We start from the raw sequence: 19,541 nt of genomic DNA, 5'->3' as shown, positions 1-19,541 counted from the left end.
GGACAGATGCTGTATTATTGCAAAAAGTTAATGAAAAGCACAGAAAGAAGAGACGGATTCGTCAATGATCTGAGCAGGCATACGTCCGCAAGTTCTTTCATACGTTTAATCGCGCAGCGTAAAACCCATTCCGTACTTCCGCATCCGGTATTGCAAGCTTTGTCGGCTGATTCCGAGTTCTTTGGCGGCGCGGGAAATGTTATTGTTGTTTTTTTGGATAACGGCACGGATATATTTTTTTTCGAAGGCCGCAAGTTGGCTTTTCAAATCTGACGGCACATCAGGAAAGATGTTGTGCGGATGGTCTGCCGGTTTTGGCGCCAGCGGATGCGTGGACATATGCTCACCCGGCTCTGGACGGGCCGTATCTTCGCGCGTGATATGCAATAATTTGCGCCGGATGTGGTGCGGCAGATGCTCCATTGTAATTTCGTGTTCATCCGTAATAAAATTCATCGTTCCTTCGATGGCGTGTTCAAGCTCACGTACATTGCCCGGCCAACCGTACTCCTGAAACGCCTGCAAAACTTCCGGATGGACGCGCTCGACGTTCATATCGAACAAACGGTTGTATTTCTGGATAAAATGGCGCGTTAAAATTTCAATGTCTTGTTTTCGGTCGCGTAGCGGCGGAATGAACAGCGTTACGACGCCAAGGCGGTAATATAAGTCTTTGCGTAGGCGATTCCCTGCGATCGCATCGATCGGATCTTCATTCATTGTGGCGATAATGCGCACATCAATTTCCGTATCTTTTGTGTCGCCGATCCGGCGGATTTTTTTCTCTTGCAGTGCGCGTAGAAGCTTCGCCTGCAAAGGAGGGCTCATTGAGTTGATTTCATCAAGCAAAATGGTTCCGCCTCGCGCCTGTTCGAACAACCCGGGCCGTTCAATGGCGCCTGTGAACGCACCGCGCCTCGTACCGAACAGAAGGCCTTCGATAAGATGCTCCGGCAGGGCGGCGCAGTTTTGCGAAATAAACGGGCCAGATGCGCGGGCGCTGTCGTTATGCAAGCTTTGGGCGAACAGTTCTTTCCCGGTTCCTGTTTCACCGACGATAAGTACCGATGAAGAAGTGCGCGCCGCGCGTCGGGCCACCTCGATGACTTCTTGAATGGCCTCGCTTTCCCCGATAATGTTTTCGAAAACATAACGCGTATCTTTCTCTTTCAAGAAGTTCTCTCGCAGCATATGCTCTACGCGGGTAATGTCGTTAGCTACTTCAAGCGCGGCGATAGTACGTCCGTTTTCGGTAATAGGAAATGTATTGTTAATAGTCGTAATTTGTTTACCTTTAGCGTTAAAGTACGTTTGTTTAACGTTTTGTGTTGTTTCGCCCTGATGCAGCGCCCGCAGCAGCGTGCTTTCCTGTTCTTCGGTGAAGGTGAATATGTCAAGCAGGCGTTTGCCTAACACCGTCTCTTTATTCATCGCCTCGATTTCGGACATTTTTTCATTGTAAATGATTGAGATGCCGTCTTCATCAATAACATGAATACCTTCATTGAGCCGGTTTAAAATGAATTCGTAAATTTTAATTTTTTGTTCCAGTTTTTCCTTTTCCGACAACGCTCCCATGATTGCACTCCATTTTTCGTTAATTTTTTACTTGCCATAAAATTAATCATGAACATGCAAAAAAATCAAGCACTTCTGAATCAGAAATGAAGCATTTACCTTTTATGTTTTTTCCATTTTCTGTGCCTTGTTTCCCCGGCTTGTTCTTTTTTCTTTTTCTCCGGCACAGGATCGATACCTCCGGGATGGAACGGATGACATTTCACCAACCGTTTGATTGTCAGCCAGCCCCCTTTGAGCGCACCAAAGCGTTGAATGGCTTCAAGCCCATAATGGGAACATGAAGGATAGAAGCGGCAGGAAGGGGGAAGCAGTGGAGAAATGAAACGCTGGTATGCCCGGATGAGCAAAATAAGAACGGTTTTCATACAATCATCCTGTTCATTCATAATGATGGTTGTTGCACGGTCGCTTCCAGGCATATTTCTTTCCACTTCTGCCGCATTTCTTCCATCGGCAGGTCAATGCCGATAAGTATGAGATAGCATTCGCCTGTATTCTCTACCGCTTCCCATTCCGTTCGCTTCGCCGCATACTGCATCAGATATATACCCGTTTTGCTTTCGACGGTCAGATACCCTTTGGCCCGCAGTAGGCGGGGGTGATACGATTTTAGGAAACGTTCCAGCTTTTTCTGCTGAACCGTCCCGGTAGCTGGCAGTGTGAATGTTTGCACACGGGAGTACGAGCCGTTTGCATCTTCTTGTTCATGGCGATGAGCGTGGAGATGGACATGTGCATGTTCGCTGTGTTTCTGCCCTTTTTCATAATGATGTCCGGATTCATGTGCGGCGACTTCGAGGTCTGCTAGGTCTTGGACAGACAAATCCGCTGTGTTTATTGGCTCTTGCCTTTCAATTATGTCAAACACAGGAGCGAGATCGATATCGCTGTATGTTGTAAACAAAATGGGAGAGCAGTCGTTTTGTTTGCGCAGCGCTTTTAGCAATTTGTTTTTATGATTTTCTTTCATACCTTCCGTCTTGTTGACAATAATCATATCCGCGACTTTCACTTGGCGTTTGACCGTACGGACAAGCTGGCGGTCAATTTCGAAGATGCTTGTGTATTCCAGGTAATAATAGGAATCGATTGTAGTTAGAATCGAGTGAAAACGAACTTTTTCTTTCAATTGCGGTTCTACAAGCAGATCCACTACTTCTTCTGGATTAGCCACGCCGGTCAGTTCGACAAAAATAACATCTGGCCGCTTGTGCAGCAGTTTTTCCATACTTTCTACCACTTCGCTTTTTTTGCTACAGCAGATACAGCCGTCAAGCAGTTTTTCGAGCACCTGATTTTCTTGCATAGTAGCGTTGATTAGGCGTCCATCTACATCAATTGTGCCGAGTTCGTTCATCAGTACGGCAGGTTGCAGATTCCGTCCGGTTGCTTCATGTAGCAGACGAAGCAACAGCGTTGTTTTTCCGCTGCCCAGAAATCCGCTTAATATGATGACAGGAATGCGGGTCATATACTTCCTCCTTGATATGAATGTTTCGCCGCGGGTTTGACCGATACATTTAGGTGATGATACTAATTTGATGATAGCATGTTTTTTTAAAAAGGGGATTCATCTCCCGTCTTTATTGCTTTGAACCGGTGGCTCGCTTTGTAACAGGAGAAACCAGCAAGGTCGATGTATTTATCATAGGCAATGAAAAAAACGACGTTCCTCCTTTTTACGTGAAGGGGAGAAACGTCGTAATTTATCATTATCATAGCTATCTCTATCGAGCAGCTGAATTACATTACGTTCGCATCTTGTTTTGCTTTGCTATCTGTTTCGCTTTCCGGCCAGCATTCTACGTTTTTTAATCCGCCAATACTACTGGTATAGAACACCGGATTTTGGCCCTGCTTTTTTTGTTTCGTATAATCCTGCAACGCGGCAAACGCAATCTTACCCAGCAGAGCAATTGCAATGAGGTTCGTTATTGCCATAAGCGCCATGAACAGGTCAGCCATATCCCATACAACAGCTACTCTCTCTACGGAACCATACATCACCATCGCCACAACAGCGAGGCGGTAAATCAATAGCCAGGTTTTATTTGTATCAATAAACTCAATATTCGTTTGTCCATAATAATAGTTACCGACAATTGAGCTAAACGCAAACAGGAATACTGCAATCGCAATAAAGCTTCCTGCCCAGGAACCAATGTGGGAGCTAAGCGCAGTCTGAACGATCGCGATTCCTTCGAGCCCTTCTTGCTTATAGGCATCAGACAGCAATACGATAAAGGCACTTGAACTACAAACCAATAATGTATCGACAAATACACCAAGCGCTTGAATCAGACCTTGTTTAACCGGGTGTGTTACGTCAGCCGTTGCCGCAGCGTTCGGCGCACTACCCATACCCGCTTCGTTAGAGAACAAGCCGCGCTTAATTCCCTGCATGAGGGCGGCCCCCATTCCTCCACCTGCTACCTGCTCCAGGCCAAATGCCCCTTTGAAAATTGTCATAAATACGTCAGGCATAACAGGAAGATTTGTGATTACAATGTATAAAGCCAATAATACATAACCGCCAGCCATCACTGGAACCATCCATTCAGCTACTTTAACAATCCGTTTGAGACCACCAAAGATAATAAATGCTGTAAGCGCTGAAAGTGCAAGACCCATCATCGTGCGATCCAGCCCATACGCGGTTTGCAGGGAAAGCGTAATTGTATTTGCCTGAACGGAGTTAAATACAAGGCCAAAACATAATGTAATCAGAATCGCAAACAAAACACCCATCCAGCGTTGATTAAGCGCCTTTTCCATATAATATGCCGGGCCACCGCGGAACCCGTTTTTGTCCTTTACTTTGTAAATTTGTGCCAGTGTTGCCTCAACGAAAGCAGAAGCAGAACCGATAAGTGCAATCAGCCACATCCAAAATACTGCACCAGGTCCCCCGATAGAGATTGCGAGTGCAACCCCGGCAAGGTTACCTGTTCCTACGCGCGAGGCGGTGCTGATGCAGAAGGCGCCAAAGGAAGATACAGAGTCCTTCTTTTTGGAATCACCTACTCCATCACCAAGCAAGCGAATCATTTCACCAACCATTCTAAACTGCACAAATTTCGTTCTAAAAGTAAAATAAAGGCCAAGAACAATCAGCATAGCAATTAAAACATAAGACCATAAAATATTATTACTTATTGCAATAAAATTCTCTAAGATAGTCATTATTTCAAACACTCCTTTCTATGTTGTTATAACTTTATTTATTTTACAGCACAACGATAACGCTTACAAAAGAACTATTTTGGCAATGCTCGCTACTCTTCTTCTATTTCGCTTTTCACCAACATATCGTCCGAGATAGGGGTCTCCATCATTCGTTTTACTTCTGTTAAATCGTTTGTTTTTCCAAGCACCCACATTAACTTCGGAACAATAGCTTCCGTGTTCATATCATGAGAATGAATAATCATATTTTGGGCAACCTTTCGTCCTACTTCATACAACGTAAGGTGCTCCCCTTCTTCTATGCATTGAGTGGTAATTACAACCGCTATTCCTGCATCAATCAGCTCTTTAATTTTAGGAAGAAGATTACGCTCTTGGTGCGGAATTCCCCCATTTCCGAAACTCTCTATAATAATTCCTTTATAAAGATGCTTAATCGCATCAAATAATTCCGGCTGCATCCCAGGATACAACTTTAAAAGCAACACATCCGGACATAATGATGTATCAATGGTGAAAGGACGTTTTGATACGGCAGATACATTCATGTTATATGTAATATCAGTATCGTTAATGTAAGCAACGTAAGGGAAATTAATACTTTCGAACGCATCATAGCTTTGCGTTCTCATTTTTACAGCGCGTGTTCCTTTAATGACTCTACCATCAAAAACGACAAATACTCCAGCAACGTCTTCGCAGGCAAAACGAACCGCATCGATAAAGTTTTTCTTCGCATCCGTTTTCTTAAAATAAATTGGCACTTGTGAGCCTGTAAGAACCACTGGTTTCCCCAAATTTTGCAGCATATAGGAAAGCGCAGCGGCCGTATAGCCCATCGTATCTGTTCCATGAGTAATTACGAAGCCATCATAATCTGCATAATGTTCATGGATAGCTTCGGCAATTTTTGCCCAATATTCAGGCTGCATGTTTGTGCTATCAATGTTCATTACTGTTTTGCTTTCGAGGTGATAGCCGCCTTGTTCCTCGGGTAAATAGCGCAAAAGTTCATCAGCTGAAATACCGGGAGTTAACCCCTCTTTCCCCTCCACTGAAGCAATGGTTCCTCCTGTGGCAAGAAGTAGCAATTTTTTCAAGTACAGCACCTCTCTTTTATGCAAATGTAGTCAGTAGCAAGAAATAAGAGCTTTTTTTACGCGATTTCTATTGTTCTCGTAACACCGTCATGATAGTACGCGTATCGAGAATAATACATTTTAATTATAATAATTTTCATAAATGTGACAAGCATTTTTACGCGAATCGCGTACATTTATTTATAATAAATATTGTTACCGCTTTCTTAAATTGTAATTAATGAAAGACAAAGAGAAGGGAAAAGGGGAAACATCGATGAATTTATACCGACTCTATGAACTCAGAAAAAGAAAAAAGTGGTCGCTGCAATATATAGCGGATCAGCTCGGAATCGCGAAAAGCACGTACGCCGGATATGAATCAGGATACCGCCAGCCTTCATTGGATGCCATTAAGAAGATCGCGGACGTAATGGAGACGTCTGTGGACTATTTGCTGAACCGAATCGATAACCCGGACTTTCAGGCAGTTAAAAAGAGAAAAGAAACAGAAAAGTGGATTGAGTTAACGGATGAACGGATGGCATCGGAAGTGAAATTGACGATAGATGGCCGGACGCTTTCAGATGAAGAAAAAAAGCAGTTTATTGCTTTTGTTCGGGCCAGACGGCAGATGGAAAATGAATACAGGTGAGCAGTAAAAAATGGTTGGGCATGCTTGTCTTTTTTACGATAGGGAAGACGGGACGGTTTTTCTTAAGAGAAAATGGAGAAAGTAAAGACATAAAGCAAACGGCGTGCTGTGAAGGAGGAAACATGCAGGCAATACGACTGGTCAATACGAACGAGCTGTCACACCGGGAATGGCTCGCTTGGCGCAGGCGGGGAATTACAGGCAGCGATGTCGGAGCGATTTGTGGCGTAGACCCTTACAGATCGGCCCTTGCTGTATATTTGGAAAAAACAGGGCAGATGGCTGAAAGCGAGGATACGGAAGCCATGCATTTCGGACGTATGATGGAAGAGGTCGTCGCGGAGGAATTCTCCCGCAGGACAGGCTATAAGTTGCAGCGGCGCAATGCAATTCTTCAGCATCCGGAGAAGGAGTGGGTTATCGGCAATATTGATCGCTTGATTATTGACGCGGAACGCGGCAACGGCGTGCTGGAAATCAAAACGGCTTCCGAATACGCACGCAAAGAGTGGGAGGACGGTAATGTGCCGGAAGCGTACCAGCTACAGCTTCAGTGGTATTTATATATTACCGGTCTTACATGGGGGGCGTTTGCAGTACTTATCGGCGGCAATACTTTCCGGCATCAAGTTGTGGCGCGCGATGATGAACTGATTGCGCTCAGCTTCCGAATTTGTGAACATTTCTGGCATCATCACGTGCTGGCAGGTGTTCCACCGCTTTCGGACGGAAGCGAAGCGACCGCTGCATTGCTTGCCAATATATACCCGGAAGGTGAGGTAGACAGCACGCTTATACTTCCGGATGAAGCGGAAGAGCTTATTGCCCAGTGGGAAAAAGCGGAGCGTGATATACAGGAAGCCGCACAGCGCAAACAAGAGGCCGAGAACCGGCTAAAGGCGCTTATCGGTCGCCATGAAACCGGCCTCACATCCGCGCATCGTGTTACATGGAAGAATGTGTCCCGCCGCACGCTTGATATAAAGGCGCTGAAAGAGCAACGCCCAGACATTTATGAACAATTCGCCCGGCCAGCCGTATCCCGGCGCTTCATTATTACATAGATGAAGGAACAGGAGGAGTTTGAGATGGCAGACGATTTAAAAAGCAAACTGGAAGCAAAGGCGAGAGAAACCGGAAGTTCTCCGCCGACACCGGCGCAAACGATCGGCGCGTATTTGAAAAAGATGGAACCAGAAGTGAAACGTGTGCTTCCGAAACATATGGATGTAGATAGATTGTTACGAATTGCCCTGACGACGATCCGCACAAACCCACAGCTTTTGGAATGCACCATTCCATCGCTTCTTGGAGCTGTAATGCAGGCGGCTCAGCTTGGCCTGGAACCAGGGCTTTTGGGTCAGTGCTATATCGTTCCGTACGGGCGCGAAGCAACATTTATTATCGGATATAAGGGAATGATTGACCTTGCACGTCGCTCAGGTAACATTAAGAACATTTATGCTCACGAAGTGTATGAAAACGACGAGTTTGAATACGAATACGGCCTCTATCCATCATTAAAGCATAAACCGGCAATGAACAGTCGCGGGGAATTTATCGGCGTGTATGCGGTTGTTCATTTTACGGACGGCGGATACCAATTTGAATTTATGTCTAAGGAAGAAATCGACAAACGCAGGTTACGTTCCCGTTCCTATAAAAGCGGGCCGTGGGTAACCGATTATGAAGAAATGGCGAAAAAAACCGTAATTCGTCATATGTTCAAATATTTGCCGCTAAGTGTGGAAATTATGCGTGGGGCGGCACAGGATGAAACGGTTCGTTCGGATATCACCGAAGAACCGGTGAGCGTGTACAGCCGGCCGTTTGAGGCACAAGTTGTATCCGCGGAAGATCTTCCATCAGAGTCAGCGGAGGAAGAGGAGGAACGAAGCGGAAACGAGAAAGAAATAGAAGAAGGGAATCAGAAACAGGAGAAGTAGCAGGAGAGTGAGAATAAAGAATGTAAATATGAAAAGGAAGGAGGGGAAGAAATGCGGTGGCTTTGGCACTGGGTGCTTTCGGCTGTTTCGCTTTTGATCGTGGCGTGGTTATTTGACGCGATCTGGTTCGATAGTGTCGGTTCCGCGTTTGTTGCTGCGATCGTGCTCGGTTTAGTCAATGCGATTTTACGGCCGATTTTGCAATTGTTGGCGTTGCCAGTGACGGTTCTTACGCTCGGTTTATTTGCGCTTGTTATTAACGCGCTGTTGTTCATATTGACTAGCAAGCTTGTCCCCGGATTTCATGTGGAGAGCTTTTTTTCCGCATTCTTTGGCTCGATTGTATTGGCGATTGTCAGCAGCATTATGTATGGATTGTTCGAGAAAAAGTAACAAAGAAAACGCCCTACCGGGAACAGGCAGGGCGTTTTGTATTTTAGGCGACCAGAATGCTGAGCGCTTTAATAATTTGTTCGCTTTCTTCTTTCGTTAATTCTGCGCCGTTGTATTTTACTTGTCCGCTGTGCAACAGTTCTAGCAGGTTGAAAGAAGGATCCCACTCAAACTGATCGTCGAATAGCTCGGTTAATTCGATCGTCTTACCAGCTTTCAGCGCTTCTTGCACCGTTTTCATGATATTGCTTCACTTCCTGTTTTCCGTTTTTCTTCAAGCACACGATTTATATAATATGCGAACAAAAAAGATTTGTCCACTTATTCGTAACGATTTTCTTGTGCGCGTGCTTCGTCCTGGATTTCGTTCCGCATTCCTTCAATGCTTGCTCTACGGCGTTCGTTTTTCTCGCGGATTTGTTGTCGTTGTTCTTCTGTCAAATGCGTGTTGCTCATCGTTTCTTCCGCAGCCTCGATGTTGCCGATTGTATTTTGTATCATTTCTTGCAGCTTTCGCACATTATCTTTACGATTGTCAGGTTTTGCCATGCAAACGACTCCTCCTCAAATAGTAAGTGGATGAATGCAGCTGCATTCCAAAACGTATTGTGTGATAAAAATAGCATTTTTATTCGGTGGAATAAGAAAGGCTTTGCATGGAAGCTGGCCAATGACGTCTGCGGTTGGTTCATGGTACAATTTATATAAATGGAGCAGTAAGCGTGCAATAGCTAAAAACGGCGTGAAGGCGGGAGCATGACACGTATGAATAAAAAAGTAACGCCATTTAAGAAATGGCGTAGGCAAAACAAACCGCAAAATCGCACATGGCTTACGTTTATCCAAGTGGTAGGGCTGGCTTCCGCGCTGGTGCTGCTTTATAATGGGGCCGCGAGCCTTATTCGATTGAATGTCTCCTATTTGGAAAATACGTTGATCCCTTCGCAAAAAATCAGCACGATCGGCACTCCTCAGGCGAAAGCGTTTGCCATAGACTTTAGCAGGAAATGGCTGCTTGCTTCCGATATGAATGAGGAAATGCACAAGAAGTTTGCGCCTTCCCTTGTAGGAAAGAAAATGACGTGGCCGCATGCGGAACGCGTAGAACAGCTTCAAGTTACGCGTGTTGCGCCTACAGGCCAATATGAGGGAAGAGTAGAAGTGAGGGCTATTGCTATTTTTGCCGGAACGCGGGAGCGGATTGTCATTGAACTGCCGATCCGGTATGACATCCATGAAAAGCTATATCAAGTAACCGCTTATCCCGTACTAAAAAGACAGCCCGGAGCCTTGTCAGGAAAAGAATAAGGCTCCGGGTTGCATTAGTTTGTACGGATCTTTACATGAAGTTTTGCTGTTTTTTCAATCACTTGCTTCGCTTTAACATCAAGCGCATGCATTTCTTTTTCCGCTTCTTTAAGAAGGGATGCGTTCTTTGTACGCAGACCTTTCTCCGCTTTTTTCATCACAGGAACGTATCGGCTCATGGCGCTATACATTTCTTGATGGAAATCCTGTATTTCTTGATACGCGGGAACTTGCATCTCTTGCAAATCCTTGAGTTTTGCTTCATAAGCCGAAATGGCCGAGTGAACTTTGGCCCGTGTTTGTTGTTCCGTAAGTTTCTGTTCGCTGAGCGCAGCGAAAGCCTTGAGCAAAGCGGCGCGCTCTGCATGAAGCTGTTCGGTGTGGGAAGCGAGGGACGCGAAGTAGCGGTCCAGTTCTTCTTTAGTGTTTGTGATTTTTTCTTTTCGCTTTTGCTCTTGCTTTTCCGCGATTTTAGCCGATAACTCGTTGTCGGTAGGTAGATTTTCCTTAGTTGTACAGCCTGTTAGCAAAAGAAGGGCTGCCGTTGCGACAAGTCCTGCACTTCGGACAAATCGTTCTCCCTTTTTTTGTTTTTCCATGCCATTCCCCCTTTATTAGCTAAAGAAACGGGAAGCTTTTTTCTTTTTGCATATACTGATCAGCACATACAGAACAAGGCATGCAGCTGCGATCCAGATAATGGGTTCGATGAATGGTTTGGCGGCTTCATTTATGTCCTCCCAGCGTGCGCCCAATTGCATCCCTAAATATATAAAAAGGATAGACCACGGAATAACTGCCAGCGTGGTATATAGTGTAAATTTCGCAAGCGGCATTCGCGCAATGCCCGCGGGAATGGAGATCGCATGCCGGACAACCGGAATAAAGCGCGCCGTAAAAATCACACCTACACCATAGCGATTGAACCACTCCTCCGCTTTATCGATTTCTTTTTCGCGGATTAACAAATATTTCCCGTACTTTTTAAGAAACGGACGTCCGCCGTAATAGCCCATCCAGTATAAAAAAAGCTGAGCAATGGTTCCGCCGATGGTACCAGCGATGACTGCTCCCCAGAATGTAATTTTTTCTTGCGAGACGAGAAACCCGCCATAAGAAAGTACGATTTCGCTTGGAATGACTTCCAGCATTAAGCCAATCGCAATCCCGAAATAGCCCAAATCGCTAAGAAAGATTAATATTGACCGAATAAACTCTTCCATGACTCCTCCTATCTTTTGGTCAGCTTACCGTTTTCCTCTTTACCATTGTACAGGCAAGGCTGCTCCCTTCACAAGGCAAAGCTTGCTGCATGGCGAATGATTCCGTAAAAAGAACCATCTTTAATTCGTGGAAAGCTTTCATGCATGCTTTCTTTTATCACAATTCATACTATGGATACCAAGGAACAAGGAGGAAGAAGACGTGCGAGAGCAAATGAACGAGTTACAACCACAGCCGCTTCCGGAAAAACCGAAGGAAGCTCCTGCCGCTCCCCCACCGGTAGATCCGCGCAAAGCAACAACCGAACTGATTCAGCAATTCGGACAGACGAATGTGCCTTCCGTGCCGGATAGCAACATTTATTGTCTGCCGATTATTGGGCAAATTGAAGGGCATATTCAATTGCCGCCGCAGAACAAGACAACAAAATATGAACATCTCATTCCACAGCTAGTGGCCGCAGAGCAAAATCCGAATATTGAAGGAGTGTTAGTCATTTTAAATACTGTAGGGGGAGACGTGGAAGCAGGACTTGCGATTGCGGAGATGATCGCGTCGATGTCCAAGCCGACCGTATCGCTTGTACTTGGCGGCGGACATAGCATCGGTGTGCCGATCGCTGTTGCGACCGATTATTCGTTTATCGCGGAGACAGCTACGATGACGATTCATCCTGTACGTTTAACCGGGCTTGTAATAGGAGTCGCGGAAAGTTTTGAATATCTTGAAAGAATGCAAGATCGCGTCGTGAAATTTGTTGTGCATCATTCTAATATCAAGGAAGAGAAATTTCGTGAGTTAATGCTCAAAGTTGGTGAATTAAGCCGCGATGTCGGCACAAATGTAGTTGGTACAAAAGCGGTGGAATTCGGCTTGATCGATGAAATTGGCGGCCTGGGCGATGCGATGCGGGAACTGAAAAGGCGCATTGAAGAGCGCCGTTCGGCCGAGACGAAAACGGAGCAGGTGATGCAATGATTATTTACTCGGCTTTGCCTCTCGAATTGATTTTTCAAAATGAAGATAACGTCGCGTATGAGAATATGGAAATTCAGGTGAACGGTGTAACGATGCTTGTACAGCCGTGTGGAATAAACGAAGCGCGTATCGTACGACTTATCAGTCCTAATCCTTACGACTACATGAACCCGGCGTATGCGCCCGGGCAAAAAATTTATTTTCGCCCAGAGTTTTCAAACCGTGAATAAAAGCCTTGATATTATTGCATTTAAAAGGAATGTAGGTAGTCGGAAAATATAAATTGACCACATTTTGACCACTTTTGTGTTTTATATTGATTTTTTAGATGTATTTTTAAGTGCATCATCAAAGTTTTTAGCAAGATTATCCTGCATGATAGGGAGTACATGTGAGTATGTTGTAAGTGTGACGGTAATATTTCCATGGCCTAATCTTTCTGATACAACCTTTGGATTTTCGCCTAGCTGCAGCAAGATGGTAGCATGGGTATGTCTTAAGTCATGGAAACGTATTTTTTGCACTCCAGCATGCTCGCATGCTCTTTTGAAATCATGATCTGCTTCAGAAGGTGTAATCATACCGCCATCAAAATCTGAGGCAACCAGATCTAAATCTTGATAAGCAGCACCAAGTTGTAATCGCCATGCTTTTTGTTTAATTTTTTGCGCTTTTAAGGCTTGAAGAGCAAAGTCCGGGAGTTTGATTGTACGAATAGATTGTGCAGTTTTTGGTTCCTGGAAAAAGAGTTTCCCAGGCGTTTTAGCTAGCGTTCTCTGAACACGAATATATCCGTTTTCTAAATCGCAATCTTTCCACTGTATGGCCAGTATTTCTCCTTTACGCATACCGGAGTAAATAGCTAAAACGTAAATAATGTAAAATGGCTCATATCGCTTATCCCTTTTTGATATAGCATGTAGAAATTGATTAATCTCGTCCAAACTCCAAGTTTTCAATTGCTTTTTTTGAATACGCGGTAAAGATACAGAGGAGGCGGCGTTCTCCTGTATTAATCCCCAGTTTTTTGCTTGGCGTAATGATTTACTAATAATGGCATGGTAAGAATGGATAGAGGCAGGAGAAAAGCCTTCGCTTAGCTTCTGAGAATAAAATTTTTGTATGTGCATAGGTTTTATATCTTTCAGCTTCATTTGTCCGAGAGCGGGTAAGATATGTTTTTTAACTTTATACATTTGATTAGTAAATCCAGAAGGGCGCATGGCATGACGTGCTACGTTGTTCATGTAATTTAATAAATATTCTCCGTAAGCTTCTTTGCTTTCGACTACATATTGTCTATTTTCAACTTGTGCAATCATTTCAGCACATGCCTTTTCAGCTTCTTTTTTCGTCTTAAACCCTGATACAGTTTTCTGTTTCCGTTTGCCTGTCTCCGGGTCACGCCCAATATCCACGGTAAATGACCATTTGCTTCCTCTCTTACGAAAGTATCCTTTCATACGAAGTACACCTTCCTTTTTCGTTATCATACAAGATCCGTAAAGATGAATAATGGGGAAAAAGTGCTTTGTCTCTTTCTGCATGCGAGATGTGGCAGACTGGCACAATTACATGGAGCATCTTTTTAATCTGTCACAATCGTAATAGGGTAGGGGATGATTGACCCTACCTTTGAAATTCTTCTATGTAGTCATCAGATAACATGGTCAGAATAGACTCGTTCCATTTAATTTGATACCCACTGTGGCCATTTCGCACAAACGGAAATTCTTCGCCGTACTCTTTTCCTTCCTGGGTTAAGCGCCAGTTTTTCCGTCCTTTGGTGTCTATTTGTTGTTCTTGTAGCCCAAGCTGAGCTAATCGCTTGTTTAATTTGATGGTGGACATTCCTACTTTCTTTGCTACTTCTCCAGCTGTTAGATATCCGGTATCATGCTCTGCGGCCGGGATTAGTTTTCTATAGTTATCTAGTGGACGACCGATTTCTTTCTCAGCTTCATTGATTGCAGCTGCATATGCAATGCCGGGTTTAATGCCGGTTGATTCAGCAAGGATTTTGGCAAAGCGGATGTGCTGTTCAGCGGCTTCTACCCATGGTTCAAGTTTAGTCTCTGTTATGTTACCATCAATGACTTGTCCCAATGTTTCAATGGCCCATACTTGAAAATCGATGATTAATTGCTTTTTTGTTTCGTCTTTAATACGGTGATAATCTAGTTTCATTAGCAATCCCAGAACTCCGCCTCTCGATAAACAAATGGTTTCTTGAGAACCACCAGGGGAGGTCATTATGACCCTACCTTTGAAATGTTTAAAAACCTCGTTATTTCTGTCAATAATATTACGAAGTGACTTTCTATCATATTCGATGGCATCTGCAATGTCATTCAGCGGAACCATAACTTCTTTCGAACGTCGAACAATACGTATAGGCTTATTCTTGAACTGCTCCAGTAAAATTACGTTACTCATCTTTTTCCCTCCAAATCTTATTGAAGAATTGAAATTAACCAAAAATTGTTATCCTTTTAAGGGGGAACAATCATTGGATAGATGTTATAGTACTATTTCCTTTCCGTTTTTGTATGTACCAGCAGCTCCCCAACGCCAACCCCGAACATCTCACACAAGGCATCCATCGTATCGAACTGAATCCCTTTTCCCCTGCTGTAGTAGACCGTGGTCAACGTTGTCCTGGACAAGCCTGTCTGTCTTACAACTTCAGCTAAAGTTCTCACCCCATGCTTAGCCATCAGAACTGGTAAGTTCGATTGAATCACTTGAATCACCTCGGTAAACAAAATATCATTGCAATAAACAATAGTCTGTTTACTTTTGTTTCATATTGTACATAATGATAAAAATTTGGTCAATGACAAAATGAACAACATATTGTTTATTATGAAGTGTATATGGTATTTTAAATACGAGGTGTTATGTATGATAAAGTGTAATTTAGCTGTTTTAATGGCAGAGAGAGGACTAAAAATCGCCGATATTGCCAGTGGAACGGGGATGTCCCGAACGACAATCAGCTCCCTGATGAACCACAATGCGAAAGGAATTCAGTACGACACGTTTAATACACTGTGCGAATTCCTCAAAGTGTCACCGGGGGAACTGTTCATCTACGAGCCATTCAAATTTGGCTTCGAGGTAAAAGAAGTAGAGGAGAGGGAGAACGACTTCCTGTTTAAACTGGATGCGGATATTGCGTACAAAAAGCAGGTGTTACAGGAAGTACTGCCGGCCAGTGTGATCCTGGACGTGGATGAAAAGGACGAGCTTTGTTATGTTGGGATTGAAGTAAACTATTCCGAGGAAATGACGCAGCTGATCGCCCCGATTCCTCGCATGTTCCATAAGGATATGGAAGAGGAAATTAAAGAGGCGATTATGGAGAAGCTGGCTCAGACATACTCTTTTGCAGAGGATATCGTAGTTACATTGAAGTAGCAGGAGGGTAAATTTTTTTAGAGAAAGGTACAATGAAACCAGGGAGGTATAGGAACAGAATAGGAGGAAGAGTATGCGTGAATTCAACATAGACGAATTCTTTAAAGAAATCGATGAAAAGCAACAAGAGGTAAATGAACGGGCCTATAAATTATTTCGCGGGAAGGGGCGTAAGGCACGAGTTCGACCACGAGACGAAGATGAAAAGCGCTGTTTGGATATAATTTGCCGGGAAAAATGGATGCGAGCTGTTGAAGAAGGAAAGGTTCGCTATATCAATGACAGGGAGATGGATTATTTTGTCGATTGAATCGTATCGGGCAGAAGTATATGGATTAAAGGGAAAGCCTAAAACAGAAAAAATGCTCCTGTTCTCGGCAATTTTGACAGAGATACTAGAGTCTTTGAATGTAGAGCCCATCATCGTAGGTGGATTCTCTGTTGAGCTCTACACCCGGAATAGTTATTTAACAGAGGACATTGATTTTGTATTGAACGGTCGAGATAAAGCGAACCAGGTATTATTAGATCTTGGATTTGAAAAGCAGGGAAAAGACTGGTATCACAAAGAAGTTGGGTTGATTGTAGAGATACCAGATAACTGGTTAGATGGTGATTACAGCCGGGTTACAAAGCTCAATATCGGGAATGGACGCTATGTTAAAGTAATCGGGATTGAAGATATTATTTGTGATCGGTTGCGTGCTTGTAAGTTTTGGCGTTCCCAGAGTGATTGTGAGTGGGCATTCCGCTTGTATTATGCTCATAGAGAGCGAATCGACATGAAGTATTTGAAGCAGAAAGCGACAAAAGACGGAACGTATGAAATCGTGGAAAAGTGGATAGAAAAAAATAATGAGTAAATCGTAAACCAGAGTAGGAATAGAAAGATTTCTGCGGAGCAAAAACAATGCTTGCGAAGCCTGTTGTAGTGTTTCGGTAATAAAAAGGGTGGATTTCAAGGAGTTAACGGGTTCCCTTTTGAGGTGCAAACATTGCAAATCACATCACATTTTTTGTCACTAATATCAATATAATTCTCAATGGAATTCTCTAATTAAATAACATCAATAAACGCAGAGAAGGGATAGCAATTAAGCTATCCCTTCATTTTAATTTCACTACCTAATCCTGTTGGTTGAAGAAATTTGTTGTCTGTTATTATTGAGTGTATTCGTCGCTTTTGTACTCCAAAATATCACCTGGCTGACAATCCAAAGTCTTACATATCGCTTCTAATGTTGAAAAACGAACCGCTTTTGCTTTCCCATTTTTCAGAATGGAAAGATTCGCCATAGTAATTCCAACCCTCTCCGAAAGCTCCGTTACGCTCATTTTTCGTTTTGCTAACATCACATCAATATTAATAATAATTGCCATATCCTCCACCTCAGACCGTCAAATCATTTTCTGATTTTATGTTAATCGCTTCTTGCAAAAGCCTTTGGAGAACAGCAGCAAAAACTGCGATAACCAACGAAGCAAAAGGAATGACCATTCCAACAAATATGAGACCTGGGGCATCGTCTTTATCTGCCACGAGATAATAGAGCGGCAAACCTAAGACATGCAAACTACAGATGGAAATGGCGCAGTATTTGATTCTCATTAAAGTTCGAACAGACAATTCAGAGAAAGCAATGTTCTTGTCAATATAACTTAACAGTTTAAAAGCTTGATAAAGGGCGAAGTAAAAAGGTAATGCCCCTCCATATAAAAGGATGAAAATGATATGTTTTATGGAATGAACCCCTAAGAAATCCGCTACCGCATCTGCCAGTTCAGGAACCAGAAATATGCACAAAACGAGAACCGGAATTCCAATGAAAATAACAGCTATCTTCAAAAATAATGTGGTTGCAATCTTCATAAAAAACACCTCTCGTATATTTCAAAATGTTAATTGTTTTTTGGCTGTGAATCCAAGACATTCTTTATAGGTTTTTGAAGTACGTCCACAATGGCTGCGATGATACTTGTTGCCAAGATGCCCATTAGACCTAGAGATATTGGACCTGCTGCATCATCACCTGTGAATTGAGCACGCACCCTTAAATAAACTATTGCTAACAAAATGAAGAAAATGACAGTAAAAGTGCATTTTTTTATTACCTTCAAAGATTGAAGAGATAACTCAGAGAAAGCATTGTTCTTTTCGATATAGGTTAAAAAGTTTAAATACTTGATACAACGCCACAGAAAACGTAATACATATTCCATATGCACATACCAAAAGTGGATATAGCGAATAATCACCCGGACGCTCTATAGCATCTCTTCTGGCTGCTTCAGGCAACAAAAATATACACACGGCAAGCACTGCAATTCCAGCCAGAAAAATAATTATCTTTAAGAAAGTGGTTGAACCTCGTTTAACATTCATTTAAAACACCTCACTTATTTAATGACAACATGATTTTATCATATGATTTATCGTTTTACGATAAATTCGTATTGTTTTTTATTATATTATTATTGTTATTGAAATATCCTTTTAATTTTAAACAAAAATAAAAAGCATTTCTCATTACAAAGAAATGCTCTTACTTTAAAATGTTAAATTTACAACTTGTTCAACAAAACTTCCAAATAGTTTAATAAAGTAAATCAACAACGAAAGATATCAGAACCTACTTAAAATAAATAATATCCTTCATCGTAAATTGTTTATCGGCAATCCCCAATCTTTGAGCTGGTGTAGCCTTCACTTTATCCCATGAATTGTATGACAAACAGAAGTTGTAGAAAGTACGAAGGATAGTTAAAGCGTATTGAGCATACTTCGGATTAAAATTTGCATAGATATAACTTTTTCCTTCGCCTCTCGCAGTAACCAAAGGGCGCTCTAAAATAGATAATCTCCTCCGAATTTGTTGCATGAATGCGCTTGTTGCTTTGTCATTTACCTTAACCAACATGTTCGCCACATGTTCAATTTCATAAGATGATAAATCCGTAGTACAATCAACAAACCGCTTTCCTTGGTCAATTGAGGGAAGGGGATGTTCAATAGGCTTCTTAGCCCATTTTCGATACTCGCTGCCGTCTTTCTTCACCATCTCATAAAAATCATGATAGCGAAGGATAGATATCAACTTTGCAACGGCTAACTTTGTGATAGAGGATTCATCACCTGAACCGCCTCCACCCCATGATTTCAATTCTTCCCTTGCATCCACATATTCTCGATAAGCATCTTTACGGCTCTTATTTCGGTCAATTTTAGAAAGGAACTCTTTAGCCCCCTAGAGAAGTTGGACACTAAGGGTGTATTTTGATTACACTTATAGTGACAGAGGGGGAAGACATCAATGACAAGAAGAAAGTATTCGATTGATTTCAAAAAACAAGTGGTGAAAGAAGCGAAAGAGACCGGTAATTTAGCAGCCGTTGCCCGCCGTTATGAGTTATCTGCTAACATGGTGGGGCGCTGGAAGCGAGAGTTCGAGAGCGGAAAACATGGAGAAATTGATTTCTCTATGGTTCCGGTCCTTGATGCCGAAGAAGTTGTGAAAGAAAACGAACAACTTAAACGGTTACTTGGCGAACAAGCATTAGAACTTGCGATTTTACGTGATTTGATAAAAAAGAAAACCCCTCACTTGCTGAAAAACTTGAAGTAGCGGAACGCTATATTCAGCAGGGCTATCCAAAACGGCTAGTCTTGCGTTTTGCCCGGATTCCACGCTCCACGTATTACTACCATCGAAAACGAAAAGGGCAGAACGTGGAACCAGTGAAAAGTGAGGGACGAGCCATACCGGGCTATTC

The 19,541-nt window shown here is 43.0% G+C and carries 26 protein-coding genes and 1 pseudogene; 11 read left to right on the top strand and 16 right to left on the bottom strand.

Features of this window, described 5'->3' with window-relative positions:
- Window positions 1-105: 105 nt before the first annotated feature.
- The 5 genes from ACH33_RS11145 to ACH33_RS11125 all read right to left on the bottom strand — a co-directional run bounded on the left by ACH33_RS11145 (window position 106) and on the right by ACH33_RS11125 (window position 5,867).
- Window positions 106-1,578, bottom strand: a complete 1,473-nt coding sequence (locus ACH33_RS11145) for a sigma-54 interaction domain-containing protein (RefSeq protein WP_057899085.1) — start codon at window positions 1,576-1,578, stop codon at window positions 106-108.
- Window positions 1,579-1,673: 95 nt separating this feature from the next.
- The gene (yidD, locus tag ACH33_RS11140) at window positions 1,674-1,946 is read right to left on the bottom strand and encodes a membrane protein insertion efficiency factor YidD (protein WP_057899084.1); all 273 of its coding nucleotides are present in this window, start codon (window positions 1,944-1,946) and stop codon (window positions 1,674-1,676) included.
- A 17-nt stretch (window positions 1,947-1,963) separates the two neighbouring features.
- On the bottom strand, window positions 1,964-3,052 hold the full coding sequence (locus ACH33_RS11135; RefSeq protein ID WP_057899083.1) for a CobW family GTP-binding protein: 1,089 nt from the start codon (window positions 3,050-3,052) through the stop codon (window positions 1,964-1,966).
- 272 nt (window positions 3,053-3,324) lie between these two features.
- Entirely contained in the window at window positions 3,325-4,764 is a 1,440-nt protein-coding gene (locus ACH33_RS11130; protein ID WP_057899082.1) for an alanine/glycine:cation symporter family protein, read from the bottom strand.
- 92 nt (window positions 4,765-4,856) lie between these two features.
- Window positions 4,857-5,867, bottom strand: a complete 1,011-nt coding sequence (locus tag ACH33_RS11125) for an asparaginase (protein WP_057899081.1) — start codon at window positions 5,865-5,867, stop codon at window positions 4,857-4,859.
- Between the two features lie 256 nt (window positions 5,868-6,123).
- Here ACH33_RS11125 and ACH33_RS11120 point away from each other — a divergent pair, with 256 nt between their 5' ends.
- The 4 genes from ACH33_RS11120 to ACH33_RS11105 all read left to right on the top strand — a co-directional run bounded on the left by ACH33_RS11120 (window position 6,124) and on the right by ACH33_RS11105 (window position 8,840).
- The gene (locus tag ACH33_RS11120) at window positions 6,124-6,501 is read left to right on the top strand and encodes a helix-turn-helix domain-containing protein (RefSeq protein WP_057899080.1); all 378 of its coding nucleotides are present in this window, start codon (window positions 6,124-6,126) and stop codon (window positions 6,499-6,501) included.
- Between the two features lie 122 nt (window positions 6,502-6,623).
- Window positions 6,624-7,565 carry a YqaJ viral recombinase family nuclease gene (locus tag ACH33_RS11115; protein ID WP_057900350.1) on the top strand — a complete coding sequence of 314 codons (942 nt, stop codon included), beginning with the start codon at window positions 6,624-6,626 and terminating at the stop codon, window positions 7,563-7,565.
- A 24-nt stretch (window positions 7,566-7,589) separates the two neighbouring features.
- Window positions 7,590-8,447 carry a recombination protein RecT gene (gene recT / locus ACH33_RS11110; protein WP_057899079.1) on the top strand — a complete coding sequence of 286 codons (858 nt, stop codon included), beginning with the start codon at window positions 7,590-7,592 and terminating at the stop codon, window positions 8,445-8,447.
- 51 nt (window positions 8,448-8,498) lie between these two features.
- Window positions 8,499-8,840 (top strand): phage holin family protein, encoded by a 342-nt coding sequence (locus ACH33_RS11105; RefSeq protein WP_057899078.1) that lies wholly within the window; start codon window positions 8,499-8,501, stop codon window positions 8,838-8,840.
- A gap of 43 nt (window positions 8,841-8,883) precedes the next feature.
- On the opposite strand, the gene ACH33_RS11100 is transcribed toward ACH33_RS11105, so the two are convergent.
- Both ACH33_RS11100 and tlp read right to left on the bottom strand, forming a co-directional pair.
- Entirely contained in the window at window positions 8,884-9,081 is a 198-nt protein-coding gene (locus ACH33_RS11100; protein ID WP_057899077.1) for a hypothetical protein, read from the bottom strand.
- 80 nt (window positions 9,082-9,161) lie between these two features.
- The gene (tlp, locus tag ACH33_RS11095) at window positions 9,162-9,389 is read right to left on the bottom strand and encodes a small acid-soluble spore protein Tlp (RefSeq protein WP_057899076.1); all 228 of its coding nucleotides are present in this window, start codon (window positions 9,387-9,389) and stop codon (window positions 9,162-9,164) included.
- A 216-nt stretch (window positions 9,390-9,605) separates the two neighbouring features.
- On the opposite strand from tlp, the gene ACH33_RS11090 reads away from it, so the two are divergent.
- A complete protein-coding gene (locus ACH33_RS11090) occupies window positions 9,606-10,148 on the top strand; it encodes a hypothetical protein (protein WP_057899075.1) in 543 nt (180 codons plus the stop codon).
- Between the two features lie 14 nt (window positions 10,149-10,162).
- Here ACH33_RS11090 and ACH33_RS11085 read toward each other — a convergent pair whose 3' ends face one another.
- The gene (locus ACH33_RS11085) at window positions 10,163-10,747 is read right to left on the bottom strand and encodes a hypothetical protein (protein ID WP_057899074.1); all 585 of its coding nucleotides are present in this window, start codon (window positions 10,745-10,747) and stop codon (window positions 10,163-10,165) included.
- Between the two features lie 15 nt (window positions 10,748-10,762).
- Window positions 10,763-11,371, bottom strand: coding sequence for an undecaprenyl phosphate transporter UptA (locus tag ACH33_RS11080; RefSeq protein ID WP_057899073.1), 609 nt, complete (start codon window positions 11,369-11,371; stop codon window positions 10,763-10,765).
- 214 nt (window positions 11,372-11,585) lie between these two features.
- Here ACH33_RS11080 and ACH33_RS11075 point away from each other — a divergent pair, with 214 nt between their 5' ends.
- Together ACH33_RS11075 and ACH33_RS11070 are read left to right on the top strand one after the other, a co-directional pair.
- Entirely contained in the window at window positions 11,586-12,350 is a 765-nt protein-coding gene (locus ACH33_RS11075; RefSeq protein WP_057900349.1) for a ClpP family protease, read from the top strand.
- Window positions 12,347-12,580 (top strand): YlzJ-like family protein, encoded by a 234-nt coding sequence (locus ACH33_RS11070; RefSeq protein ID WP_057899072.1) that lies wholly within the window; start codon window positions 12,347-12,349, stop codon window positions 12,578-12,580. Before ACH33_RS11075 ends, ACH33_RS11070 begins: the two co-directional genes overlap by 4 nt.
- Before the next feature lie 81 nt (window positions 12,581-12,661).
- On the opposite strand, the gene ACH33_RS11065 is transcribed toward ACH33_RS11070, so the two are convergent.
- The 3 genes from ACH33_RS11065 to ACH33_RS11055 form a co-directional block, all read right to left on the bottom strand.
- Window positions 12,662-13,813: a site-specific integrase gene (locus ACH33_RS11065; RefSeq protein ID WP_057899071.1), complete on the bottom strand. Its 1,152-nt coding sequence runs from the start codon at window positions 13,811-13,813 to the stop codon at window positions 12,662-12,664.
- A 166-nt stretch (window positions 13,814-13,979) separates the two neighbouring features.
- A complete protein-coding gene (locus ACH33_RS11060) occupies window positions 13,980-14,786 on the bottom strand; it encodes a BRO family protein (protein WP_057899070.1) in 807 nt (268 codons plus the stop codon).
- A gap of 92 nt (window positions 14,787-14,878) precedes the next feature.
- Window positions 14,879-15,094, bottom strand: coding sequence for a helix-turn-helix domain-containing protein (locus ACH33_RS11055; protein ID WP_057899069.1), 216 nt, complete (start codon window positions 15,092-15,094; stop codon window positions 14,879-14,881).
- 160 nt (window positions 15,095-15,254) lie between these two features.
- On the opposite strand from ACH33_RS11055, the gene ACH33_RS11050 reads away from it, so the two are divergent.
- The 3 genes from ACH33_RS11050 to ACH33_RS11040 all read left to right on the top strand — a co-directional run bounded on the left by ACH33_RS11050 (window position 15,255) and on the right by ACH33_RS11040 (window position 16,633).
- On the top strand, window positions 15,255-15,770 hold the full coding sequence (locus ACH33_RS11050; protein ID WP_162265029.1) for a helix-turn-helix domain-containing protein: 516 nt from the start codon (window positions 15,255-15,257) through the stop codon (window positions 15,768-15,770).
- Between the two features lie 73 nt (window positions 15,771-15,843).
- A complete protein-coding gene (locus ACH33_RS11045) occupies window positions 15,844-16,080 on the top strand; it encodes a hypothetical protein (protein ID WP_057899067.1) in 237 nt (78 codons plus the stop codon).
- Window positions 16,049-16,633 (top strand): hypothetical protein, encoded by a 585-nt coding sequence (locus tag ACH33_RS11040; RefSeq protein WP_236781867.1) that lies wholly within the window; start codon window positions 16,049-16,051, stop codon window positions 16,631-16,633. Before ACH33_RS11045 ends, ACH33_RS11040 begins: the two co-directional genes overlap by 32 nt.
- A gap of 298 nt (window positions 16,634-16,931) precedes the next feature.
- On the opposite strand, the gene ACH33_RS11035 is transcribed toward ACH33_RS11040, so the two are convergent.
- From ACH33_RS11035 to ACH33_RS11020, 4 genes and pseudogenes are all read right to left on the bottom strand, one after another.
- Window positions 16,932-17,150: a helix-turn-helix domain-containing protein gene (locus ACH33_RS11035; RefSeq protein ID WP_002168434.1), complete on the bottom strand. Its 219-nt coding sequence runs from the start codon at window positions 17,148-17,150 to the stop codon at window positions 16,932-16,934.
- A 10-nt stretch (window positions 17,151-17,160) separates the two neighbouring features.
- Window positions 17,161-17,640 (bottom strand): DUF2975 domain-containing protein, encoded by a 480-nt coding sequence (locus ACH33_RS11030; protein WP_057899065.1) that lies wholly within the window; start codon window positions 17,638-17,640, stop codon window positions 17,161-17,163.
- Window positions 17,641-17,669: 29 nt separating this feature from the next.
- Window positions 17,670-18,153 (bottom strand): annotated as a pseudogene (locus tag ACH33_RS11025) (DUF2975 domain-containing protein).
- Window positions 18,154-18,400: 247 nt separating this feature from the next.
- The gene (locus ACH33_RS11020) at window positions 18,401-18,949 is read right to left on the bottom strand and encodes a hypothetical protein (RefSeq protein ID WP_057899064.1); all 549 of its coding nucleotides are present in this window, start codon (window positions 18,947-18,949) and stop codon (window positions 18,401-18,403) included.
- A gap of 132 nt (window positions 18,950-19,081) precedes the next feature.
- Between ACH33_RS11020 and ACH33_RS11015 the strand changes: the two genes are divergently transcribed.
- On the top strand, window positions 19,082-19,393 hold the full coding sequence (locus ACH33_RS11015; RefSeq protein ID WP_057899063.1) for a transposase: 312 nt from the start codon (window positions 19,082-19,084) through the stop codon (window positions 19,391-19,393).
- Window positions 19,394-19,541: the final 148 nt, after the last annotated feature.

This window comes from Aneurinibacillus sp. XH2, assembly GCF_001439585.2.
In the GTDB taxonomy this organism is placed as follows: domain Bacteria; phylum Bacillota; class Bacilli; order Aneurinibacillales; family Aneurinibacillaceae; genus Aneurinibacillus; species Aneurinibacillus thermoaerophilus.
This window is presented reverse-complemented; position numbering and strand designations above follow the sequence as displayed.